This window comes from Pseudomonas sp. S8 (assembly GCF_050473925.1).
Lineage (GTDB): Bacteria > Pseudomonadota > Gammaproteobacteria > Pseudomonadales > Pseudomonadaceae > Aquipseudomonas > Aquipseudomonas parakoreensis.
This window is the reverse complement of record NZ_JBFDVZ010000016.1, coordinates 500,831-522,823: the sequence shown is the minus strand read 5'-3', so window position 1 is coordinate 522,823 and position 21,993 is coordinate 500,831. Positions and strand designations below refer to the sequence as shown.

General features: G+C 61.4%; 23 protein-coding genes. 12 read left to right on the top strand and 11 right to left on the bottom strand.

The genetic code is table 11. The features are described from left to right. Positions 1–31: 31 nt before the first annotated feature. Positions 32–754 carry a phosphatidylcholine synthase gene (pcsA, locus tag AB1J88_RS03825; protein WP_430290261.1) on the top strand — a complete coding sequence of 241 codons (723 nt, stop codon included), beginning with the start codon at positions 32–34 and terminating at the stop codon, positions 752–754. 137 nt (positions 755–891) lie between these two features. On the opposite strand, the gene AB1J88_RS03820 is transcribed toward pcsA, so the two are convergent. The 3 genes from AB1J88_RS03820 to AB1J88_RS03810 form a co-directional block, all read right to left on the bottom strand. Beyond that, on the bottom strand, positions 892–1,704 hold the full coding sequence (locus tag AB1J88_RS03820) for a class I SAM-dependent methyltransferase (RefSeq protein ID WP_430290260.1): 813 nt from the start codon (positions 1,702–1,704) through the stop codon (positions 892–894). A gap of 30 nt (positions 1,705–1,734) precedes the next feature. Next, on the bottom strand, positions 1,735–2,007 hold the full coding sequence (locus AB1J88_RS03815) for a DUF4242 domain-containing protein (RefSeq protein WP_007962415.1): 273 nt from the start codon (positions 2,005–2,007) through the stop codon (positions 1,735–1,737). 191 nt (positions 2,008–2,198) lie between these two features. Next, a complete protein-coding gene (locus AB1J88_RS03810) occupies positions 2,199–2,462 on the bottom strand; it encodes a DUF2790 domain-containing protein (RefSeq protein ID WP_430290259.1) in 264 nt (87 codons plus the stop codon). 297 nt (positions 2,463–2,759) lie between these two features. Here AB1J88_RS03810 and AB1J88_RS03805 point away from each other — a divergent pair, with 297 nt between their 5' ends. The 6 genes from AB1J88_RS03805 to AB1J88_RS03780 all read left to right on the top strand — a co-directional run bounded on the left by AB1J88_RS03805 (position 2,760) and on the right by AB1J88_RS03780 (position 10,563). Beyond that, a complete protein-coding gene (locus AB1J88_RS03805; RefSeq protein WP_222018961.1) occupies positions 2,760–3,500 on the top strand; it encodes a response regulator in 741 nt (246 codons plus the stop codon). Next, positions 3,497–4,810, top strand: a complete 1,314-nt coding sequence (locus tag AB1J88_RS03800) for a sensor histidine kinase (RefSeq protein WP_430290258.1) — start codon at positions 3,497–3,499, stop codon at positions 4,808–4,810. The genes AB1J88_RS03805 and AB1J88_RS03800 overlap by 4 nt, the downstream gene beginning before the upstream one ends. A 239-nt stretch (positions 4,811–5,049) precedes the next feature. Beyond that, entirely contained in the window at positions 5,050–7,230 is a 2,181-nt protein-coding gene (locus AB1J88_RS03795) for a hypothetical protein (RefSeq protein WP_430290257.1), read from the top strand. After that, positions 7,217–8,245, top strand: coding sequence for an NAD(P)/FAD-dependent oxidoreductase (locus AB1J88_RS03790; protein WP_430290255.1), 1,029 nt, complete (start codon positions 7,217–7,219; stop codon positions 8,243–8,245). Before AB1J88_RS03795 ends, AB1J88_RS03790 begins: the two co-directional genes overlap by 14 nt. 276 nt (positions 8,246–8,521) lie before the next feature. Further along, positions 8,522–9,568, top strand: a complete 1,047-nt coding sequence (locus AB1J88_RS03785) for a class I SAM-dependent methyltransferase (RefSeq protein WP_041073528.1) — start codon at positions 8,522–8,524, stop codon at positions 9,566–9,568. Between the two features lie 152 nt (positions 9,569–9,720). After that, positions 9,721–10,563 (top strand): NAD-dependent protein deacetylase, encoded by an 843-nt coding sequence (locus AB1J88_RS03780; protein ID WP_182401012.1) that lies wholly within the window; start codon positions 9,721–9,723, stop codon positions 10,561–10,563. Positions 10,564–10,681: 118 nt separating this feature from the next. On the opposite strand, the gene AB1J88_RS03775 is transcribed toward AB1J88_RS03780, so the two are convergent. Then, positions 10,682–11,557: a LysR family transcriptional regulator gene (locus AB1J88_RS03775; RefSeq protein WP_041073532.1), complete on the bottom strand. Its 876-nt coding sequence runs from the start codon at positions 11,555–11,557 to the stop codon at positions 10,682–10,684. Positions 11,558–11,823: 266 nt separating this feature from the next. Here AB1J88_RS03775 and AB1J88_RS03770 point away from each other — a divergent pair, with 266 nt between their 5' ends. From AB1J88_RS03770 to AB1J88_RS03760, 3 genes are read left to right on the top strand one after another with little or no spacing between them, the layout of a single operon-like run. Further along, on the top strand, positions 11,824–12,522 hold the full coding sequence (locus tag AB1J88_RS03770; RefSeq protein WP_003226174.1) for a CoA transferase subunit A: 699 nt from the start codon (positions 11,824–11,826) through the stop codon (positions 12,520–12,522). A gap of 24 nt (positions 12,523–12,546) precedes the next feature. Beyond that, entirely contained in the window at positions 12,547–13,212 is a 666-nt protein-coding gene (locus AB1J88_RS03765) for a CoA transferase subunit B (RefSeq protein ID WP_047293423.1), read from the top strand. Between the two features lie 11 nt (positions 13,213–13,223). Then, the gene (locus AB1J88_RS03760; protein WP_041073536.1) at positions 13,224–14,405 is read left to right on the top strand and encodes an acetyl-CoA C-acetyltransferase; all 1,182 of its coding nucleotides are present in this window, start codon (positions 13,224–13,226) and stop codon (positions 14,403–14,405) included. A gap of 249 nt (positions 14,406–14,654) precedes the next feature. Here AB1J88_RS03760 and AB1J88_RS03755 read toward each other — a convergent pair whose 3' ends face one another. Further along, on the bottom strand, positions 14,655–15,974 hold the full coding sequence (locus tag AB1J88_RS03755; RefSeq protein ID WP_430290252.1) for an Nramp family divalent metal transporter: 1,320 nt from the start codon (positions 15,972–15,974) through the stop codon (positions 14,655–14,657). Positions 15,975–16,117: 143 nt separating this feature from the next. Further along, positions 16,118–16,654: a chalcone isomerase family protein gene (locus tag AB1J88_RS03750; RefSeq protein ID WP_430290251.1), complete on the bottom strand. Its 537-nt coding sequence runs from the start codon at positions 16,652–16,654 to the stop codon at positions 16,118–16,120. A gap of 131 nt (positions 16,655–16,785) precedes the next feature. Here AB1J88_RS03750 and AB1J88_RS03745 point away from each other — a divergent pair, with 131 nt between their 5' ends. Continuing rightward, complete coding sequence (locus AB1J88_RS03745; protein ID WP_222018954.1) at positions 16,786–17,580, top strand: hypothetical protein; 795 nt, start codon at positions 16,786–16,788, stop codon at positions 17,578–17,580. Between the two features lie 75 nt (positions 17,581–17,655). After that, a complete protein-coding gene (locus AB1J88_RS03740) occupies positions 17,656–18,222 on the top strand; it encodes a hypothetical protein (protein ID WP_430290250.1) in 567 nt (188 codons plus the stop codon). A 3-nt stretch (positions 18,223–18,225) separates the two neighbouring features. Here AB1J88_RS03740 and AB1J88_RS03735 read toward each other — a convergent pair whose 3' ends face one another. The 5 genes from AB1J88_RS03735 to AB1J88_RS03715 all read right to left on the bottom strand — a co-directional run bounded on the left by AB1J88_RS03735 (position 18,226) and on the right by AB1J88_RS03715 (position 21,940). After that, complete coding sequence (locus tag AB1J88_RS03735) at positions 18,226–18,942, bottom strand: alpha/beta hydrolase (RefSeq protein WP_086792571.1); 717 nt, start codon at positions 18,940–18,942, stop codon at positions 18,226–18,228. 173 nt (positions 18,943–19,115) lie between these two features. Next, entirely contained in the window at positions 19,116–20,228 is a 1,113-nt protein-coding gene (locus AB1J88_RS03730; RefSeq protein ID WP_430290249.1) for a M14 family metallopeptidase, read from the bottom strand. 186 nt (positions 20,229–20,414) lie between these two features. Further along, positions 20,415–21,194, bottom strand: coding sequence for an ABC transporter substrate-binding protein (locus AB1J88_RS03725; protein ID WP_047293409.1), 780 nt, complete (start codon positions 21,192–21,194; stop codon positions 20,415–20,417). Between the two features lie 138 nt (positions 21,195–21,332). Next, positions 21,333–21,518, bottom strand: coding sequence for a hypothetical protein (locus tag AB1J88_RS03720; protein WP_430290248.1), 186 nt, complete (start codon positions 21,516–21,518; stop codon positions 21,333–21,335). Continuing rightward, on the bottom strand, positions 21,512–21,940 hold the full coding sequence (locus AB1J88_RS03715) for a rhodanese-like domain-containing protein (RefSeq protein WP_430290247.1): 429 nt from the start codon (positions 21,938–21,940) through the stop codon (positions 21,512–21,514). Before AB1J88_RS03715 ends, AB1J88_RS03720 begins: the two co-directional genes overlap by 7 nt. Between the last annotated feature and the right edge of the window lie 53 nt (positions 21,941–21,993).

Genomic DNA, 21,993 nt, shown 5'->3' with positions numbered 1-21,993 from the left:
GGCTTGCTTCATTTTTCTGGAGAACGCCCCTGTGATATCGACCGTACACATCGCCAGGCTCAAAGCATGGGGCGCCCATGGTTTTACCGCGACCGGCGTGGTCACTGCCTTTCTGGCGACCCTCGCCCTGCTGGAGAACCAGCCGACCCATTGCCTGATGTGGCTGGGTGTGGCATTGATCGTCGACGGCCTCGACGGGGCGCTCGCGCGCAAGGTCAATGTGCAATCGGTGCTGCCGAGTTTTGACGGTTCGATCCTCGATCTGGTGATCGACTACCTGACCTACGTGTTCATCCCGGCGCTGTTCATCTACCGCTACATCCCCCTGCCCGACTACACCCTGCTGCTGAGTGTGTCGCTGATTCTGGTGTCGTCGCTGTTCTGCTTCTGCAACGTCAACATGAAAAGCAAGGACAACTATTTCGTCGGCTTCCCCGCCGCGTGGAACGTGGTTGCCCTGTGCCTGTACATCATTGGCCCGGAACCGTGGATCACTTTCCTGACCATCATTGGCCTGGCGCTGCTGACCGTCACCCGCATGAAGTTCCTGCACCCGTTCCGTGTGCGCCGGTTCATGCCGATCAACATCGCGGTCACGGCAATCTGGCTGTTGTGCAGCCTGTCACTGGTGCTCAATCACCCGGTGATCAATCCGCTGGTGATGGGGTTGTGGCTGCTGATGTCGGCGTACTTTCTGGGGATCTGCATCTGGCGCACGGCGCTGGAGTGGGTTGATGGGGCACACCTGAAATAGCGCCAGACCAGCCAAACACGAATACCTGTGGGAGCTGGCTTGCCAGCGATTTCGTACTGTCAGTCGACATCGTTTTGAGAGAACGGCCGCCATCGCTGGCAAGCCAGCTCCCACAGGGATTGGCATTGTTCCGCCATTCAGCGTTTGGTGATCACCACCTCCAGATACTCGCTCGGCACCACCAGCGAACCGGCTCCCGCCCGATTCGAGCGGTTGAGCAAGTCCGCCAGATCACTCTCCAGCGCCTGACCGCTTTCCGGCGGCAATGCCGCGAAAGCCTTGTGCACCGGCCCGTACCAGTGACGGAAGATGTCGATGAAATGCGCTGCCGAGCGATAACGGAAGTTGAACGTGCGGCGTGTGACCTGCAGCAGAAATTCACGTTCATCGAAGTGGCTGTGCAACCACGCTTCGGTGCCCCAGTTTGACGGTGGCTGCGCCACGGCGGGCGGCGGCACGTGACGGCCGAGAACCTTGAACATCTGGCCAACGAACCCTTCCGGCGTCCAGTTCGCCAGACCGATGCGCCCGCCATGCCGGCAGACCCGCGCCAGTTCCGCCGCCGCAGTCGCCTGATCCGGGGCAAACATCACGCCGAAGGTCGACAGCACCGCGTCGTAACTCTCGTCGTCGAACGGCAACGCTTCGGCATCGGCGACCTGAAAAATCACCTCCAGATGCTCGGCTCGCGCCCGATCCTGTCCACGTTCGAGCAGCGCCGCGACATAGTCGGTCGAGGTCACCTGGCAGCCACGCCGCGCTGCCGCCAGGGTCGCATTGCCGTTGCCGGCGGCGACATCCAGCACCTCTTCATCGCAGCGCAGGTCGCAAGCCTCGGCGAGGTTTTCGCCGACGATCTGCAAGGTGGTGCCGATCACCGCGTAATCGCCGCTGGCCCAGGCGACTTTCTGGCGCTCCTTCAGACCCGTCAGATCAATGGGCGTACTCATCAATCGTGCTCCGCAGCAGGTTGGAGAACTTCATTCAGCCGTGGTCGGGTCAATGACCGTCATGACCCGTGCCACGCTGTTGGCCGGGAAGCCGCCCAGCCTGGCGTGCTCGCGCACCTGCTCTTCGTCAGGGGCGATGTAAACGCAATAGATTTTGTCGGCGGTGACGTAACTCTGCAGCCACTGCACCTGTGGTCCGAGTTCACGCAACACCTGGCAGGAGGTTTGCGACACGGCTTGGAGTTCTTGCGGCGACAGCTTTCCGGCCCCTGGAATCTCGCGTTCAATCACGAATTTCGGCATGGCAACCTCGCGTTCTTTTTATCAAGGACAGGGTCGGCAGTGGCCCTGCCTGGTCACTATCGCGCCGAGGGTCGATGGCGTCCGTGCCAATCGTCCGAAGTGCACGTAAAACAAGGGCTGGGCCGATGAATGGCGGTTTTTTGTAAAGCCTGCGAAACACCCTCGTGACTGCTCGGGATGGCGAGGAGCAATCAATTTTCGTTGTTGCAGCCATCGGCGAATTTACGGTAATCCAGCACTTGGGTTTTGCCTGCCGAATCGAGGTAGGTCATGCGCGCATCGACAATGCCGCAGGCCACTGAGGTGTCCTGAGTCATCGACAGCACTTTCTGCACGTCCAGGTGCGTGCCGTAGGTGTAGGTGTGCGGGGTAATATCGGCTTCGGCACGGGCCGACAGGGTGCAGATGTTCAAGGCGGCGAACAGGCAGGCGGCGATCACGGATGTGCGGGTCATGGCGGTTACCTCAAGGCGTGGATGGGTTGAGCCGAGGCAAGCTGGGTGCGCCTCGATGGAGCCTATTTGAGGCGCCTGAGGTATCACGTCTGTGTCTGGAAATGCCCGTTATGACGCGCTGTGTATCTGCGCCACCCGGAGATACACAGCGATACAAAACCCTGAAAAAATCGCGTTTTTGCGTGTGTATGTATCCGTCATGGCGCCAGATACACTGCAATACAAACCCCGGCAGGCAAGCCGGCGCAGGCTCGATAGACTGCATGGCATTGCCCTTTGATTAGAGGTTCTGCACCGATGGAACATGTCGATCACATTCTCATCGTCGACGACGACCGCGAGATCCGCGAGCTGGTTGGCAATTACCTGAAAAAGAACGGCCTGCGCACCACCGTGGTCGCCGATGGCCGACAGATGCGCAGCTTTCTCGAAGCCAACACCGTCGACCTGATCGTGCTCGACATCATGATGCCCGGCGACGATGGTCTGCAGCTGTGCCGCGAGTTGCGCGTGGGCAAACACAAGGCCACGCCGGTGCTGATGCTCACCGCGCGCAACGATGAAACCGACCGCATCATCGGCCTGGAAATGGGCGCAGACGATTACCTGACCAAACCGTTCGCTGCCCGCGAACTGCTGGCGCGGATCAACGCCGTGCTGCGGCGCACGCGGATGCTGCCGCCGAACCTGGTGGTCACCGAAAGCGGTCGTCTGTTGGGTTTCGGCCGTTGGCAGCTGGATACCTCGGCCCGACATCTACTGGACCAGGACGGCACGCTGGTCGCGCTCAGCGGCGCCGAATACCGCTTGCTGCGGGTGTTCCTCGATCACCCGCAACGGGTGCTCAGCCGCGATCAGTTGCTCAACCTGACCCAGGGGCGCGAGGCCGATCTGTTTGATCGTTCCATCGATCTGCTGGTCAGCCGCCTGCGCCAGCGTCTGCTCGACGATGCGCGCGAACCGGCTTACATCAAGACCGTGCGCAGCGAGGGTTATGTGTTCTCGCTGCCGGTGGAAGTTTTCGGGGCTTCGGCATGAGTTTCAGGCTGCAGTGGCCGCGTACGCTGGCGTCACGCTTGTCGCTGATCTTTCTGGTCGGGCTGATCCTCGCTCAGGCGCTGTCGTTTGGCGCGCAGTACTACGAGCGTTTCCAGAGTGCCCGAAGCACCATGCTGGGCAATATGCGAAACGACGTCTCGACGTCGATCGCCATCCTCGACCGTTTGCCCGCGCAGGAACGGCCCGCCTGGCTCAAGCAACTGTCCCGCACCAACTACGACTATCTGTTGAGTGTCGGCGAATCCGGTGCGCCGCTCGACCCCGAGGCCGACGAGGTGCCGGTGGCCGTGACCTCGATCAGCGCCGCGCTCGGCGGTACACACCCGCTGAGCTTCACCCGGTTTGCCGGGGAGCAAAAACACTTTCAGGCCCATGTCAGACTCAGCGACGGCAGCCCGGTGACGATTGATGTGCGTCCGGCCATGCCGCCCTTGTCGCCGTGGCTGCCGGGGGTCTTGCTCGGACAACTGGCGCTGTTGATCGCCTGCACCTGGCTGGCGGTGCGCATCGCCATCCGCCCCCTCGCCCGCCTCGCCAACGCCGTGGAAACCCTCGATCCCAACGCCCATCCCGTGATGCTCGACGAGCAAGGCCCGATCGAAGTGGCCCACGCCGCGCGGGCCTTCAACGCGATGCAGACGCGCATCGCCGCGTATCTGAAGGAGCGCATGCAACTGCTGGCGGCGATTTCCCATGACCTGCAAACCCCGATCACCCGCATGAAGCTGCGTGCCGAGTTCATGGACGACTCAGTGGAAAAAGACAAACTGTGGAACGACCTCGGCGAAATGGAGCACTTGGTCCGCGAAGGCGTGGCCTACGCCCGCAGCATCCATGGTTCGACCGAAGAAAGCCGGCGCACCGACCTCGATGCCTTCCTCGACAGCCTGGTGTTCGATTACCAGGACATGGGCAAGGATGTACGCCTGATCGGCAAGAGCGCGGCGGTGATCGATACCCGCCCCGAGGCCTTGCGGCGTGTGCTGGTGAACCTGACCGACAACGCGTTGAAATTCGCCGGTGCCGCCGAAGTCTGGGTCGAAGCCCACAAGGATAGCCTCGCAATCACCGTCATGGATCGCGGCCCGGGCATCGCCGACGCCGAACTGGCGCACGTGCTGCAACCGTTCTATCGCGTGGAAAACTCGCGTAATCGTGATACCGGCGGTACCGGTCTGGGACTGGCGATCGCCCAGCAACTGGCCATGGCCCTCGGAGGTTCGCTGACCCTGAGCAATCGCGAGGGCGGAGGGCTGTGTGCCGTGCTGAAGCTGCCGCTGCAGCCCTGAGCCGTTCAACGGCTTCTGTTCAATCGCTGCCGACAGGTAACTGACGGTAACGTGCACATTGTTGCGCCATGCCTGCACCTTGTCGCAATACACTGACTGCGCCGCCGGGTTGTCGCACTTATCGTTATGTTGTCCGTTTCGCGTTGGCGACCACTGGTCACCACTGTCAGATCTGACAGTGGTGAATCAGCGTCGGGATGCGGTTCCATGGCGATTGGTCCAACCTGTCGGGGCGCCACATGACTCTGCTCGAATCCGTCAGCCACGTGTGTACGCGCCTTGCCCCCGGCGGCTGGCATTCGCTGATGCTCGCCCACGGCCTGGATCTGCTCGGTGAACCGTTCGCTGCCGAACTGCAAAAGCCGCTGAACATCGACCGCTCGATACCCGGGTTTGCCGATTTCACAGTGGCCGGCAGCCGCGCGATCGAAGCCGGCGTGCCGGCGCACAGCCTGCTGTATCACGCGCTGGCCTCGCCCGATGTGCTCTGCGATGAGAACGGGCAAACATTGCAACTGTTTCCCACCGCCGCCGAGATCGAAACGGTGCTCGACTATGTCTACAGCGTCATCCCGCCCACGCTCGACAGCCTGCGCCACAAAGCCCGGGGCGCGCCGTTGGCGGTGGTCGCGTTCGCCAGTGAATATCGTTGCGCCGCCGACACCGTGCATGGCCGGCATGCCGACCTGTGCTTCTCGCGTACCGGTATCGCCCGCGTCGGCACCGCCCCCGCGCGCTATGACGCGATGCGGCGCAGTTTCCTGCCCTTTGTCGACGATGACCCGCACGGCATTCGGGTGATGCCGGTACGCTACAGCGCCTACATTGCCGTGCAACTCAAGGGTGATGCCGAACGCTTCGGGCCGATGGATTTCCAGGTGGATCTCGACCCCGGGCTGGATTTCTGGGTGCCCCTGCACAAGTTGTTCAATGGTTCGCAGTGCCTGGAGGGGCTGAACCTGACGCTGACGCTGGACAACCACCAGATCAACGAAAAACTGCGACATATTCATTTGCGCCACAGTGGCACCGGTTGGCAGGAACCGCAGATCAGCCAGACGCCCTTCGTCGTGACGGACAATCTTGCGCATTGGGCGTCGGCTGTGGATCTCGGGCCGGGTCTGCTGGTACCGGAAACCAGAGCCCGGCTGGTCGCGCCCGTCGAGTACCAGGGCAAACCGTTGTCCTTTGTGCTGCCGGCCAATACCGGCGGTATGGTGCACGGACGTCACCGGGTCGAGGCGGATGGCAGCATCGAAGACCTGAACGACCACGAAGGTGTCGACGAGTTGGTTCGTCAGGGCGGTTATCGCGCCTTGCATTATCAGGACGGCACCGCCGATGGCTGGGTGTTGCCACGCTGCCGGATGCTGGAAAACTGCTTGCCGACGTTAGCCGCCTATTCGCTGATTGGCCCTCCGGATTTCTACCCGTTATGCACTCAACGCCGGCTGCTGCACTGGCTCCGCAATGAACCGTCGCTACCAGATGCCGGCGTCTGGCACGCCCGACTGGAAGCACTCTCTAACGTACGCTACTGCGCCAACCTGGACTTGCAGGATCAATTGTTCTCCCCGGCTGACCGCGGGGTGAGCGCGATAGTCGGCCTCGTCGATCAGCTCGGCCCGCCGCAATCCAACGGCGCACAAACGTCACCCTCGCGGCCCACCTCGCTGCCCGACGGCGCCGCCGGTGTGTTCGGGCCGGGCTGGGAGGTCGGCTGGGTTCGCCAGCGTACGGCGGACGACGAATGGATCAACGTCCTCGCCGGTTATCAGATGGCCAGCCCGTTTCCCGAGGATGCCAAGATCTGCGCCGCGCTAGGTTCTTTCTGGCCCGGGGTCGCGCCGGATTCGGCACGGGTCTTCGAACCGCGCTCGACGCTGCACAGCATCATTCCCCTGACCGATGAGGAAATCGGCATGGGCGGCGTGGCCTGGGATAATCAGCGCGCCCCGCAACTCATCACTGAAGACGAGCACCTGATCGTCCAATACCACGCGTACGCCCATGCCGATTACACACAGGTGGCCCTCGATGGCCGGTTTTCCCTGAGCCTGACCGGCCACACCGCGCAAGCCGCGTATCAGCAACGCGTGCGCTCGATGTATCGCGTGTACCGCGTACTCGGTGCCGCCAGTGACAAGCCACTGCGCAATGCCTGGCCGCTGCTGTCGTTCGTTGAGTTGCAGCGGCCGAATGCCGAACTTGAAATCGCGCAGGAAGAGTCTGGGCGGGTTCTCGACGGCTGGGTGCAGCGCTTTTTGCTGTACAGGCGCGGTGCCGTGAAAGTCGCTGAAAGTGATTTCAGGTTACGCCACGTTGAAGTCGAAGAGCAGGTGATTATGCTGCTCAGCGCAGATGCAATCCTGATCAAACGCGACACCCTGCCATGGCAGGTAGCCGATGAAGCCATTTGACGTCGTGATCATCGGCGCCGGGCCTGCGGGCAGTGCAACCGCGATCAGTTGCGCCCGACACGGTCTGCGTGTGGCCTTGATTGAACGGCAGGCGTTCCCGCGCTTTCGCCCCGGGGAAAGCCTGCATCCGGGCATCGAACCGCTGCTGCAGCAACTGGGGGTTGCCGAGCAACTGTGTGGCCGCACGGCCCGGCGCTTCGACGGCCACTGGGTACACTGGGACGGCGCACCGCGCTTCAATGGTTTTGGTGCCGATGATCGCGGCGCCTGGCAGGGTTTTCATCTGGAACGAGCACAACTGGATGCGGCGTTGCTATCGAGTGCCGCCGCGTTGGGTGTAGAGGTCAATCAACCCTGCCGGGCACGACGGGTACTGACCCGAAGCAACCGAGTGATCGGCGTGGAAACCGACAGCGGCTGCTTCTACGCGACCTGCCTGATCGACGCCAGCGGCGCTGGCTGCTGGCTCGGTCGCCAACTCGGTTTGCCGGTGCGCCACTGTTCACCGCCGCTGGTGGCGCGTTACGGCTACCTGCAGGGCCACAGCGCGACCTATGCAACGGCCGCGCATTTGCTGGCCGATCCTGACGGGTGGACCTGGATCGCCCAGGTTGAGCCCCAGTTGCTGCACTGGACGCGCCTGACATTCGAAAACAACGGCCGATCGGCGAGCCTTCCCTTGGCGCTGCATGCATTCCCGGCCGTGGGGCCGATACGAGGCGCCGATGTGACCTGGCGCATCACCACGACCGCCGCCGGTGCCGGCTATTTTCTGGTCGGCGATGCGGCCAACCGGCTCGACCCGGCGTCCTCCCACGGCGTGCTGAAGGCGTTGATGAGCGGTATGCAGGCCGCGCAAGCCGTGGTGGATTGCCTGCGCAAACCGGCCTTGCAAATACCGGCGCAGGCGCAATATCGCCATTGGCTGAACGCTGGATTCGCGCGCGATATGACGCACTTGCGCAATTTCTATCGTCAGCATCCCTGCCCACCGTCCTGGCTGCCTGCCGCATGACTCACAGGAAGCTGGCGAGCACGGAGTACTCATGAAACTGCCGCAACAACGCCGATCCGCCGACTGTATTCTTCCCACAGTGATAAAACCGCACGGGCTTTGCAGGTTCACAAAGCCTGCAGGTTGCCGCAGCCCGGCTAGACTCATTTATTACCCAGTCGAGGGGGCTGCAGGACGCATCGTCTCGCCCTGCCCGCATCCACGACCACCGCCCGGTGGTGTATGCCTCGACCTTCAACACCGCCGGACTGTGATCCTGTTTCAGGAGCACATGTGATGGACGAGGCCCGACTCAACGCATTCATGGGCAAACTGGTCAACGACATGGGCGGCGCCGCAATGTTGGCGAACGTCATCGTTGGCGAAGAACTCGGGCTGTACCGGGCAATGGCCGACAGTCAGCCGATCACCCCGCAAGCCCTCGCCGAAAAAACCACCTGCAATCCCCGACTGGTGCGCGAATGGCTCAGCGCGCACGCCGCGTCTGGCTACATGGAACATCACGATGGTCAGTTCCGTCTGCCGGAAGAACAGGCACTGGCACTCGCCGTCGAAGACTCACCGGTGTACGTCGCCGGCGGACTCGGCGTGGTGGCCTCGTTTTTCCACGACAAGGACAAACTGGTCAAAGCCATGCGCGGCAACGGCGCCCTGCCCTGGGGCGATCACCATCCGTGCATGTTCAGCGGTACCGAGCGCTTCTTCCGCCCCGGCTATAAGGGGCACCTGATCGCGGAATGGCTGCCGGCGCTGGACGGCGTGGTGGCCAAGCTCGAAGACGGCGCCAAGGTCGCCGACATCGGCTGCGGCCACGGTGCCTCGACGGTGATCATGGCCCAGGCGTTTCCCAACTCGCGTTTCGTCGGTTTCGACTATCACGCACCGTCGATCACCGTCGCCACTCAGCGCGCGGAAGAAGGCGGCGTCAGCAGCCGGGCGAAGTTCTTCCAGAACACCGCCAAGAGCTACCCCGGTGACGACTATGACCTGATCTGCTATTTCGACTGCCTGCACGACATGGGCGACCCGGTCGGCGCTGCGCGGCATGCGTTCGAATCATTGAAGGACGACGGCACGGTGTTGTTGGTCGAGCCATTTGCCAACGATACGCTGGACGACAATATCAACCCGGTCGGACGCCTGTTTTACGCGGCCTCGACCTTTATCTGCACGCCGAATTCGCTGTCCCAGGAAGTTGGCCTGGGGCTCGGTGCGCAGGCCGGTGAAATGCGCTTGCGCAAGGTGTTTGCCGAGGCCGGGTTCAAGCATTTTCGCCGGGCGACGCAGACGCCGTTCAACCTGATTCTGGAGGCGCGCAAATAAACCACCGCTGTCACCTGTGGCGAGGGAGCTTGCTCCCGTCGGATTGCAAAGCAAGCCCAAAACAGGCCTGCTGCGCAGTCCAGCGGGAGCAAGCTCCCTCGCCACACGGTTAATGCTAACCTGCGAGCATCGTCCTCCCCGGAGTGCTGAGCATGCTCGACAGCCCGATCCGCGAACACTTCAACACCCTGTGCCAGGCCATGGCCGATGGCGATTTTCTGGTGCTGACCGGCGCGGGCATCAGCACGCCATCGGGCATTCCGGATTACCGCGATAACGAAGGTGTGCGCCGGGGCCGGCAGCCGATGATGTATCAGGAATTTCTTGCTGCCCCCGAATCCCGTCGCCGCTATTGGGCGCGGGCCATGCTCGGCTGGCCCCGGGTGCGCCAGGCGCAACCCAACGCGGCGCATACAGCACTGGCGGATTTGCAGCGCCAAGGACGGATCAGCGCCTTGATCACACAGAACGTCGACACCCTGCATGATCAGGCCGGCAGTCAGGATGTGATCGAACTGCACGGCAGCCTGCACCGGGTGCTGTGCCTGGATTGCGGCCAACGCAGCGCGCGCGATGAGATTCAGCAACGCATGGTCGAGCAGAATCCGTATCTGGCCGGGGTCGATGCGGTGCAGGCGCCGGACGGCGATACCCTGCTCGATCCGGCCTTCGAGGCGCGCTTTCAGACGCCGCAATGTCCGTATTGCGACGGGGAGCGGATGAAGCCGGACGTGGTGTTCTTTGGCGAGAACGTGGCGCAGCCGACGGCGGCGCGGGCCATGGCCGCAGCGGAAAAAGCCGAGGGTTTGCTGGTGGTGGGTTCGTCGCTGATGGCGTATTCGGCGTTCCGTCTGTGCCGGGTGATCGCCGATCGCGGCAAGCCGTTGCTGGCGATCAATCTGGGCAAGACCCGCGCCGATGATCTATTGGATCTGAAGATCGAGGCGTCATGCGAACAACTGCTGCCGTTGCTGGCGCAACACTTATCTACCTGAATGCCGAAAATCCCTGTAGGAGCTGCCGAAGGCTGCGATCTTTTGGCTTTGTTTTTTAGAAGCAAGATCAAAAGATCGCAGCCTTCGGCAGCTCCTACAGGGGGTAAACGTTTGAAGATCAGTGTTCGGCTTTGAGGATGTCGAACAGTGCCTGCGCCGCCGCCGACAGTTCATTGCCTGGCTCGGTCAGCACGCCAATCGCTCGCTCCACCGAATCATTCAAGGTCAGGCAATGCGCGCCCAGTTCGAGCATCTGCTCGGCACACAACGCCGGCACTGCACTCACTCCCAGCCCACTGGCGACCATGCGCCCGACGGTTGCCAGTTGATGGCTTTCGAACTCCACCGGCAGCTTCATGCCCCGCGCCTGCAAGTGTTCTTCGAGCATCACCCGCACTGTCGACGGCCGTTGCAGGGTGATGAACGGTTCCTGCAGCAAGGTCTGCCAGTCGATTTCGCCAAGCCTGGCCAGCGCTGAATCTTGCGGCACCACCGCGACAAAGCGGTCCATGTACAACGGGGTGAACGTCAGCGAGGTGTTCTGCATCGGCTCGAACGCGACACCCAGTTCCACGTGGCGGTCGCGCACCATTTCCAGCACTTGTTCGTTGATCACGTCGTTGACCGTGACATTGACGTTCGGATAGCGCGCGCGAAACGTCTTGAGGATCGGCGGCAACAGGTTGCCGGCAAACGACGGCATCGCCGCCAGCGTCACCCGCCCGCGTTGCAGGCTGAAACGCTGGCGCATTTCGTCTTCGGCGTTGTCCCAATCGGCGATCAGGCGCCGAGCCAGCGGCAGCAGCGATTCGCCCTCGGCGGTCAGCGCCACATTGCGCGTGTTGCGGCTGAACAGCCGCCCGCCCAGCCCCTCCTCCAGCGCCTTGATGGTCAGGCTCAGCGCCGATTGCGACAGGTGCAGACGCTCGCAGGCCACGGCGAAACTCAGACTCTGGGCCACGGCGAGGAAGGCGCGGATCTGCTTTATCGTCATAATGGATAACGCCCTGTTAGCGATATTGTCGAATAAACGCCGTACCCACTGTAGGAGCTGCCGCAGGCTGCGATCTTTTGATCTTGATCCTAAAAAACAACATCAAAAGATCGCAGCCTGCGGCAGCTCCTACAGGGTAACAACCAAAATTATTGAGTTTTATCTATTAATCAACCTTAAAAATCAACTTAACAAATATATCCTCCAGCGCGACACTCCAGTCATTCGGCTAGCCAGCCGCCCGACAAACAATAAAAGAGGTGCATATGGCAGGTTTCGACAAGCGCGTGAGTTCCTACGAGGAAGCTCTGGCCGGTCTTGAAGATGGCATGACCGTGATCGCCGGCGGCTTCGGCCTGTGTGGCATCCCGGAAAACCTGATCGCCGAGATCAAGCGCAAGGGCACCCGCGACCTCACCGTGGTTTCCAACAACTGCGGCGTCGACGGTTTCGGCCTCGGTGTGCTGCTGACCGACCGCCAGATCAGCAAAGTGATCGCCTCCTACGTCGGCGAAAACAAACTGTTCGAAGAGCAACTGCTCAAGGGCGACATTGAAGTCATCCTGACCCCGCAAGGCACCCTCGCCGAGAAAATGCGCGCAGGCGGCGCCGGTATCCCGGCCTTCTTCACCGCCACCGGCGTCGGCACCCCGGTCGCCGAAGGCAAGGAAGTGCGTGAATTCAACGGGCGCAAGTACCTGATGGAAGAGTCCATCACCGGCGACTTCGCCATCGTCAAAGGCTGGAAAGCCGACCATTTCGGTAACGTCATCTACCGTCACACCGCGCAGAACTTCAACCCGCTGGCGGCCACCGCCGGCAAGATCACCGTGGTCGAAGTCGAAGAAATCGTCGAGCCCGGCGAACTGGATCCGTCGCAGATCCACACCCCCGGCATCTACGTCGACCGGGTCATTTGCGGCACGTTCGAAAAGCGCATCGAACAGCGCACCATCCGCAAATAATTCAGGCTGACGGAGAATAAAAACATGGCACTTACCCGCGAACAAATGGCTCAGCGCGTCGCCCGCGAAATGCAGGACGGCTACTACGTGAACCTCGGTATCGGCATTCCGACCCTGGTCGCCAACTACATTCCCGACGGCATGGAAGTCATGCTGCAATCGGAAAACGGCCTGCTCGGCATGGGCCCGTTTCCGACTGAAGACACCATCGATGCCGACATGATCAACGCCGGCAAACAGACCGTCACCGCGCGCATCGGCGCATCGATCTTCAACTCCGCCGAATCCTTCGCGATGATTCGCGGCGGGCATGTCGACCTGACCGTGCTCGGCGCGTTCGAGGTCGACGTCGAAGGCAACATCGCCTCGTGGATGATTCCCGGCAAACTGGTCAAGGGCATGGGCGGCGCCATGGATCTGGTGGCCGGTGCCGACAACATCATCGTGATCATGACCCACGCCTCCAAGGACGGTGAGTCCAAACTTCTGTCCAAATGCAGCCTGCCGCTGACCGGCGCCGGCTGCATCAAGCGCGTGCTGACCGACCTCGCCTACCTGGAAATCGAAAATGGCGCTTTTGTCCTCAAGGAACGCGCACCTGGCGTCAGCGTCGAAGAAATCGTCGCCAAAACCGCTGGTAAACTGATCGTCCCGGATCACGTACCGGAAATGCAGTTCGCTGCCCAGTGAGGAATTCGAAAATGCAAGACGTCGTAATTGTTGCCGCCACCCGCACCGCGATCGGCAGTTTCCAAGGGTCTCTGGCCAGCGTGTCCGCAGTGGATCTGGGCGCTGCGGTGATCCGTCAGTTGCTGGAACAGACCGGTCTGGACGGTGCGCAGGTCGATGAAGTGATCATGGGCCAGGTGCTGACCGCTGGCGCTGGGCAGAACCCGGCGCGTCAGGCGGCGATCAAGGCTGGCCTGCCCCACGCCGTGCCGGCCATGACCCTGAACAAGGTCTGCGGCTCGGGCCTGAAGGCCCTGCACCTGGGCGCGCAGGCGATCCGCTGTGGCGATGCCGAGGTGATCATCGCTGGCGGTCAGGAGAACATGAGCCTGTCCAACTACGTGATGCCGGGTGCTCGCACCGGTCTGCGCATGGGTCACGCGCAAATCGTCGACACCATGATCAGCGATGGCCTGTGGGATGCGTTCAACGATTACCACATGGGCATCACTGCCGAGAATCTGGTCGATAAATATGAGATCAGCCGCGAACAGCAGGACGCCTTCGCCGCCGCTTCGCAGCGCAAGGCCGCCGCAGCCATCGAAGCCGGGCGTTTCGTCGATGAAATCACCCCGATCCTGATCCCGCAGCGCAAAGGTGATCCGGTCGCGTTCAAGGTCGACGAACAACCACGCGGCGACACCACCGCCGAATCGCTGGCCAAACTGCGTCCGGCGTTCAAGAAGGATGGCAGCGTCACCGCCGGTAATGCTTCGTCGCTGAACGATGGCGCCGCTGCAGTAATCCTGATGAGCGCCGAAAAGGCCAAGGCCCTGGGCCTGCCGGTGCTGGCAAAAATCGCCGCGTATGCCAACGCGGGTGTTGACCCGGCGATCATGGGCATCGGTCCGGTCTCGGCCACCCGTCGCTGCCTGGACAAGGCAGGCTGGAACATCGGCCAACTGGACCTGATCGAAGCCAACGAAGCCTTCGCCGCACAATCGCTGGCGGTGGCCAAGGATCTGCAATGGGATCTGGACAAGGTCAACGTCAACGGCGGCGCCATCGCCCTCGGTCACCCGATCGGTGCGTCGGGCTGCCGGGTGCTGGTGACTTTGCTGCACGAGATGCTCAAGCGTGATGCGAAAAAAGGTCTGGCGACCTTGTGCATCGGCGGCGGTCAAGGTGTGGCGCTGGCGCTGGAACGCGGTTAACCCAGAGGAGCAATACAGGCGGCGGACGGATCCACGACATCCACTGCTCGCTGGCTACAAAAAAACCGGTGCGACTTGCGTTGCACCGGTTTTTTTTGCCTGAATTTTGTGTCGATCTTCAGGGCCCCATCGCTGGCAAGCCAGCTCCCACAGGGTCTTGGGGTGTACAAAGAATTTGAATCCACCCTCAATCACTGTGGGAGCTGGCTTGCCAGCGATGAGGCCGGTTCAGGCAGCACAAAACATGGCTCACACCACCATCTGCAGAATCAACCAGGCATTCGCCCCACTGATCACCACAAACAATCCCCACGCCAGCACCCGGGTCGGCAGCCGATTCACAAACGGCCCCATCAGTTGTTTGTCGCTGGTCATACGGATCAACGGGTACAGCGCGAATGGCAGTTGCAGGCTCAACACCACCTGGCTCAACACCAGCAACTTGCCCACCGCGTTATCGCCCATCAGCCACACGCCAATGAATGCCGGGATCAACGCCAGCCCGCGCGTGATCAAACGCCGCTGCCAGCAGGGAATCCGCAGGTTCAGGTAACCCTCCATGATCACCTGTCCGGCGATGGTCCCGGTGAACGTCGAGCTCTGCCCCGACGCCAGCAACGCCACGCCGAACAGCACACTGGCCAGCGCGCCGCCGACCAGTGGGTCGAGCAGGTGGTAGGCGTCCTGAATATCCACCACATCGGTATGCCCGGACTGGTGAAACGCAGCCGCCGCCAGAATCAGGATCGCCGCGTTGACCAGCAGCGCCAGCGCCAGCGAGCCGATAGTGTCGATGCGCGCCAGGTTGACCGCGTCCTGCTTGCTGGCCAGGTCCTTGCCGATCATCCGCGTCTGCACGATCGAAGTGTGCAGGTAGAGGTTATGCGGCATCACCGTCGCGCCAAGAATACCGATCGCCAGGTACAGCGGCGCAGCATCACTGATCGCCGAGAGCGACGGTTTGAAACCGGCGAACACATCCGGCCAGTACGGTTTGATCAGCACCAGTTCGACGAAGAAACACACGCCGATGGTCGCCACCAGCACCAGCATGATCGCCTCCAGCCGCCGGAAGCCACGGTTCTGCAGGGCCAGCACCAGCAACGTGTCGAAGGCAGTCAGGGCAATGCCGAAGGTCAGTGAGCAACCGAGCAACAAGTGAAACGCCAGGGCGCAGCCGAGCACTTCGGCCAGATCGGTGGCGATGATCGAGATTTCCGCCAGCACCCATTGCAGGCGCGCGGTCGGGGGGCTGTAGCGCTCACGGGACAATTGCGCGAGATCACGGCCGGTGGCGATGCCCAGACGCGAGCACAGGCACTGCACGACCATTCCCGCCAGACTTGCGAGCAACACCACGAACAGCAGGCTGTAACCAAAACGCGAACCGGCCTCGATCGCGGTCGCCCAGTTGCCCGGGTCCATGTAGCCGATCGACACCAACAGGCCGGGACCGGCAAAACGCAGCACGCGTTTGAAGAACGAAGCGTTCGGATCGACCGCGACGCTGCCGGCAACTTCCGGCGGGCAGAACGGCGCAGTGGCGATTTTGGGTAAGCTGAATTTCACGCACACATCCAGAAACAAGTTCGAAAGACGCAGCTTAGAGGTTTCAGTTCAACCCTTGAAGAGCAAAAGATCGCAGCCTTCGGCAGCTCCTGCATTGGAATGCATATCCTGTAGGAGCTGCCGAAGGCTGCGATCTTTTGATCTTAACGACTCACACCCAGTAACTGCTCGCGCAATTTGGGATTACGGGTGCGCGGATCCAGCCAGATATCGAAAAACGCCCGGGCAAATTGCGGATCATCGATTTCGTGCTGCAACTGCTGCCCGACAAAGAACCGCGCACCCTGCCCCGGCAGGTACACGCCGGTAATCCGCGTACCCGCCTGCACATCGACGAACGATTGCTGCATTTGTCCTTGCCACTTGGCCAACTGCGCGGGGCTGACGCCTGAGCCTGCCAGCCGTTTGATTTCATCGACACTGGCCTGCACCAGATCATCGCGCGAGATCTTGCGCCGGTAGATCAGCTCCAGGGCAAAGGGCTGTTCGGTCGACAACGGGCGTGCCGCGCTCCACAACCGGGCGTTGTAGACGTCGAAGCCGAACACACTGAAATCGCCGGTGCCGATGATTTGCGCGCCGGGCACCGCGTCCTGCCAATTGGCCCAGGTCGGCGTGAGTAACAACGCCCACAAGCCGATGCCACAGCACCCACGCAGCAACTTCGAAGGTTTGCTCATCGCGGCATCGACTCCGGTAAACCCTGATCTTCAGAGCATAGCGGATAACACCCGCAGACTTTGTATACAAAAATTGTCGATCAATGCAGCAATCGGTTACCTTGGCCGCTCCATCCCCGGAGGCCTCCCGCGTGCTGATCCTCAAATTACTGCTGATCCCCGGTTTTCTGCTGCTGATTTCCCTCGCCGGCAAGCGCTGGGGGCCGAGCGTCGCCGGTTGGCTGTCGGGACTGCCAGTGGTGGTCGGGCCGATTCTGTTTTTCCTCGCCATCGAACAGGGGCCATCGTTTGCTGCGCAATCGGCGGTCGCGGCGCTGTCGGCGATGTTCGCCATGATCGCCTTCTGCATCACCTACGCGCAGGTGGCGCAGCGGGCGAACTGGCCATGGGCGCTGACGATTTCCCTGGCGGTGTGGGCGGTGCTGGCGCTGGTGTTGTCGCTGATTCCGTCGTCACTGACGTTCTCGGTCGCGGCGGCAGCCACTGCCCTGCTCGCCGCGCCGTACCTGTTCCCCAACGTGCAACCGGTGCTGAACGGCCCGGCACCGAAGTCGGACAAACTGCTCTGGCGAATGATTGCCGGCGCGGCGCTGACGCTGCTGGTGACGATGCTCGCCAGTACCGTGGGCGAGCGCTGGAGCGGTCTGCTCGCGGTGTTCCCGGTACTCGGGAGTGTGATGGCTGTGTTTTCTCAGCAGACCCGTGGCCCGGCGTTTACTGCGGCATTGCTACGGGCGACGGCGACGGGCATGTACTCGTTTTCGGCGTTTTGTCTGGTGTCGGCGCTGACCCTGCCAAGCCTCGGCCTCAGCGGTTTCATCGTCGGTGTCGCGGTGTCGGTGGCGATGCTCGGGGTCACCCGCAAACTGCTGGCCCGACCTGTTCCGGCAAAAAACCGTATTCCCGAGGCTGATGCGAACACCTGACAAACCGCGCTGGAATGCCAGGCATGCTCCGTGGGATCATCGCCGCCCTGGCGCGACCATCCCTCGGAGATTCACATGTCATTGCTCAGCAAGAAAGCCGTCGTCCTGTTGCTGGCGGCGGTCGCCGGTCTCGGCGCCCTCAACGCCCAGGCAGCCAAGCCCAAGGAAAAGGCCTCGACCAACAACGTGTCGATGCTCGACGGCAAGTTCACCTTCGTCCTGCCCAAAGGCTTCACCGCCGACCCGCTGCCAGCCGGGCCGACCGGTGCCAAGGGCACGATGTACACCAATCAGGCGACCAAGACCGTGGTCATCGCCGCGGAAAACCAGATCGCCGGTGGCGCCAGCGTGAAGGACAACGACAACGAATTTCTCGACGGCAGCCTGGCAAGTTTCATCGATGACCAGCGCAAGGCCTTGCCGGACTTCAACAAGCTCAGCGAAAAAAGTCTGACCCAGAAAAGCAGCGGCCTCGGCGTGCGTCAGGTCGACAGCACCGCCACTCAGGGCGGCGGCCAGACACTCAATACCACCCTGCTCACCGCCTCCGGCAAGCGCATGGCTTTGGTCCAGATAATTTCCCGGGCCAGCGACAAAAGCGGTCACGATGCGCTGGTGAAAACCATCCTCAAGGACAAGTGATCCCTACGGATTGAGCTGCTGCAGCCAGGCGTTCAAGTCGCGCAGTTCGGCAGAACTGATGCTGTGGCCGACACCGGGATAAGCATGAAACTCGGGGCCGTAGCCGAGTTTCTGCAGCAGCGCATTGGCTTCGGTGCCGTCGCGGTACGGCACTCGATCATCGGCGGTACCGTGGCCGATGAAGACCTTCAGCGGCAACGGTGGCTGCTGCGCCTTGAGCTCGGTTTTCAATACCGGCAACAGGCGTCCGCTCAGTGCTGCGATACCGCCGACCGCCACGGGCGGACGCAGGCCCACTTCGTAGGTCATCATTGCGCCCTGGCTGAAGCCGATCAGGTACACCTTGTCCGGGCTGGCGTGATATTTCCGCGCTGCCTGCGCGACAAACTCCCGCAACTTGCGGCCGCTGGCCTGCAGATCATCGGTCTCACCGTTGTAGGCCCCTTCGCCTTTCTTGCGAAACCACTGGAAACGCCCTTCGCCCAACGCCAGCGGCGCCTGCACCGAAAGGTAGTTGTACTGCGCCGGCAGCTGAAACTTCATACCGATCAGATCGGCTTCGTTACTGCCGTAGCCGTGCAGGAATATCACCAGTGGTCGAGTGTTCGCGTCCGGGTGAACCTGTTCGATGTATTTCAGTGGCAAGTCGCTTTGCAGCGTGGTTTGCGCGTGGACGGCGCTGGACGCCAGCAGGGTTAACAGGGCAAACGCTTTCAACATAGAGCCTTCCTTCACAGAGTGTCGGGTTCCGGGAGAGCCTAACAGCCTTGATCCACCACACCCACCCCTGTAGGAGCTGCCGAAGGCTGCGATCTTTTGACTTTGACTTTTAAAAGCAAGATCAAAAGATCGCAGCCTCCGGCAGCTCCTACAGGGGTGGGTGAAATCTGGACTCAGTCGTTGATCAGCTTGCCCACCCGAATCGGCTCACGCCCCGCCACCTTGGCCTGCCAGATCCCCGGCTGGGTATAACGCCCACGATCAATCGCAAACAGCACGCCACTGGTACCGGCGCGGACAGTGGTGAGGCGGTCATTCAACGGATCCACCACTTCGAACAGCGCATCGCCCTGCTCGACCCATTCCCCGGCATTACGCAGGAAACTGACCACGCCGTGGTGCGGCGCGAACAGGTATTCGGTGCCTTCGAACGGCATGCCTTCGCAGCACTCGTTCGGGGCCGCCGGCCATTCGCCGCTGATGAAACCCTGCTCGGCGAGAAAGCCGAGTATCGCTTCGCAATTGGCCTGCGCCTGATCGACCCGGGTGTCGCCCATGCTGCCCAGTTCCAGGGTGGTGGCAAGGTTTGCCGGGGGAATCGCCGCGTTCGGAAACGCCCGCGCCAGACGCAACCAAGGCGATGAGCACGACTCGTCGAACGAACTGCCGCCGGAGTCTTCACACAACAGCGCAACGCCGGCCTGCAGTCGCGCCGCCAGCGATTGCCAGCGCGGCCAGTGTTGCGGCAGCGCGTAGAGGTGAATCGCCGCCTCAAAATCGCAATGCAGATCCAGAGTGATGTCGGCGTCGCAGGCATGGCGCAGCAGCAAGCGGTGCAGCGCTTCCAGTTGCGAGGCCGGGGCTGGCAACTCATCGAGCACCTCGCCCATGGTCTGGCGGATCAGCGCGATGTTGGCCTCGGCGTCGCTGCCCAGTTGCTCGCCGATTCGCGCCGCCACCGGCGCACTGAGTTCAACAAACGCGCGGTTGAAATTCTTCCCGCTGCCCAGCTCGAAGCGGCCCATATGACTGCCTTGCAAATGCTGATCGAGCCCGATCGGGTTGGCCACCGGTACCAACTCGATCACACCTTGCAGACGGCCCTGCTGCTCCAGCGCATTCAGGCGTTGCTTGAGTTCCCATGCGGTGCGCATGCCCGGCAGCTCGTCGGCGTGCAGACTGGCCTGGATGTAGACCTTGCGCCTGCCCGCGCCGTAACGGAAGACGCTGAGGGAACGTTCGCTGCCCAGATGGCTCCAGGGCAGGACATGGTCGATGCGTTGCATGGGAAAACTCCGATAAACCTGTAGGAGCTGCCGCAGGCTGCGATCTGTTGATCTTGCTTTTCAGAATCAAGATCAAAAGATCGCAGCCTGCGGCAGCTCCTACATTGGATAGGTGTTGGCAGAATAAATCATGGGCACAAAAAAAGTGGCCACCGCGCAAACGGGACCACTTTTTTCTACGCCGTATTAATGGCCGTACACGTCAAAGTCGAAATACTTGTCCTGGACTTTCTTGTACTCGCCATTGGCGCGGATTTCGGTGATGGCCTTGTTGAATTTCTCGGCCAGCTCGGTATCGCCCTTGCGCACCGCAATGCCGGCGCCGCCACCGAAGTACTTGGCGTCTTCGTAAGTCGGGCCGACGAATTCGAAACCTTTGCCGGCGTCGGTCTTCAGGAAACCGTCGCTGAGGTTGACCGAGTCGGCCAGCATCGCGTCGAGACGACCGGATTTCATATCCAGGTTGGCTTCCTGTTGCGAGCCGTAGCGCACCACTTCAAACCCGGCGTCCTTGGCGATGTCGGTGGCGTAGCGGTCGTGGGTACTGGCGCGCAGTACGCCGACTTTCTTGCCCTTGAGTTCGGTCAGCGGGTCTTTGACACCCGAGCCTTCCTTCATCACAAAGCGCGCCGGGGTGTGGTAGTACTTGATGGTGAAATCGACGTTCTTCTTGCGGTCGTCGGTGATGGTCATCGAGGACAGGATCGCGTCGATCTTCTTCACTTTGAGTGCCGGGATCAGGCCGTCGAACTCCTGCTCGACCCACACGCATTTAACGTCCATCTGTTTGCACAGCGCATCGCCGATATCGACGTCGAACCCGGTGAGTTTGCCGTCAGCGGTTTTCATCGAGAATGGCGGGTAAGCGGCTTCGATCCCCAGACGAATCGGTTTGGCATCTTCGGCCACTGCGGTCAGGGACAACATCGACAGTGCCAGGGCACCGAACATCACTAGCTTCTTCATTTATTACTCCTGTGTGCGGAGGCTTTTATTGGCAGCTTTCGATTGGCGTTCGGTCATGGCCATCAAGTAGCAAAAACCGAAGTGGACGGCAGTCTATGGCGGCGCGCACAGGGTAAATTGTGTTTAGGCGACAAATACTTACAGAACATCGGCGCACGCGTTGACCGGGATCAACGGTGCGCCGACATGGTGCAAAGGCTGTAGGACAAATCTTTGAAAACGACAAAAATTGCCTTTGTAGGAGCTGCCGAAGGCTGCGATCTTTTGCTCTTTAAAAGTCAAAAGATCGCAGCCTTCGGCAGCTCCTACAAAAGCATTCAGCATTCACATCCAATAGGCGCCTTGGCGGCTTGAGTAGTACTCAAGCTGAAGCCCTCATCCAGCCAGCCGGTCACGCCGCCGATCATCTCCTTGACCGGGTAACCCAACGCCGCCAGTTTCACCGCGGCCTTGTTGGCGCCGTTGCAGTGCGGGCCGGCGCAATAGACCACGAACAACGTGCTCGTCGAATACTCCGCCAGGCCTTCGGCGGTCAGCAAGCGGGTCGGAATGTTGATCGCGCCCGGCACGTGACCGCGCTCGAACGCCAAAGGCCCGCGCACATCGACCAGGACAAAATCGACTTCACCGGACTCCTGGCTGCTGTACACGTCAGAACAATCGGTTTCATAGGTCAGACGATTGCTGAAGTGCATCAGGGCAATCGCCGACGGCGCAGCAGGCATTTCGCGAACCAGGCTGGGCATGTTGTGTAGCTCCTGTATCAGTTGGGGTGTGAACAGACTTTATCGGGCCGTCA